This is a genomic window from Mesorhizobium intechi (assembly GCF_002879535.1).
Taxonomy (GTDB): Bacteria; Pseudomonadota; Alphaproteobacteria; order Rhizobiales; family Rhizobiaceae; genus Mesorhizobium; species Mesorhizobium intechi.
In genome coordinates, this window is record NZ_PNOT02000014.1 from 1 (window position 1) to 1,170 (window position 1,170).

Annotated in this window: 2 protein-coding genes; both read left to right on the top strand. The window is 59.4% G+C overall.

The features are described 5' to 3' along the window. The first annotated feature begins 136 nt into the window (after positions 1–136). Entirely contained in the window at positions 137–379 is a 243-nt protein-coding gene (locus C1D09_RS00880; protein WP_143972552.1) for a DUF680 domain-containing protein, read from the top strand. Between the two features lie 387 nt (positions 380–766). Continuing rightward, complete coding sequence (locus C1D09_RS00885) at positions 767–1,003, top strand: DUF680 domain-containing protein (RefSeq protein WP_143972553.1); 237 nt, start codon at positions 767–769, stop codon at positions 1,001–1,003. Positions 1,004–1,170: the final 167 nt, after the last annotated feature.

The following is a 1,170-nucleotide window of genomic DNA, read 5'->3' on the forward strand; positions in this document are numbered from 1 at the left end:
GTCGGTCACCGCTTCGATCTCGAAGTCAACCGTAGCGGCCCAGGCTCAGGCTCCGCAAGGCGCCGACCGCAACCTCTTTGGCCGCTAAATCGCGACTGCCGACATCAACCCAATTTTGAATTCAGGAGTACTTAAAATGACCAAGATCGCTCTTACCGCCGCCGCCATCCTCGTCGCCACCGGCACTGCTTTCGCCGGCAGCGACCATTATGGCTCCGGCAACTATGGTTCCAACAACGTCAACCAGCCGGTTGCCAGCCAGTCGTCCTCGAACATCGACACCACGCGTACCGGTTCGATCGTCAAGTCCGTAGAGGCACAGGGCGACGCCAATGCCAACGTCCCGGCTCAGTCGGGCCAGGGCATCTGGGGCCGTTAATTCCGTCAATCCCCGGAAGCAGACAAAGAGCGGTGGGCTTGGCCCGCCGCTCTTGTTTTTTGTGCATGCGATCGTACAGATCGGAAATCGAACCGATCGGTTCAAATAATGTTGACGGACCGTGAGCGGACGGCCGACGCCGGGCTCGACAGACGGCCATAACGTGCATGGGCGCGTTCCAGTAACCATATGATATTCATCACTAAAACTTCCACCGACTGACTCCTTGGCTGAAATTAAAGGTCTAGATCCGGTGCGTGATGGCACATCTTCGTGATTGGAAGTCGGCGAACGAAAAACCCACTTCCAGCCTGTCCGAGCGACGCGAAAATCCTCCCAAGGGCACGCCACTAGACGGACAGGACAGATAGATACTGGAGTAAGAAAATGACCAAGATCGCACTTACCGCTGCTGCTGCCATCCTCGTTGCCACGGGCAGCGCCTTTGCCGCCAGCGACCATTATGGTTCGGACAACGTCAACCAGCCGGCCATCACGGCGCCCGCTGGCACCATCGACCACAGCCATACGGCCTCGATACGCAAGCCGGTCGAGCATCATGGCGTCAAGCTGACGCCCGATTCGGCCCAGCCGGAATCTGGCCAGGGGATCTGGGGCAACTAAGCCAACGCTCTAGCCGGGCTCGATGACAAAGAGCGGTGGGTTCGCCCCGCCGCTCTTGTTCTTTGCACAGCAGCGCTGGCACGGGCCGGCATCGGTTTGAGCCGCCGGTGTTCGCAGCTGGCGGAAAAGCTCCCGTCTCCGGGAATAAAACCGGACGCCCTTGGGTC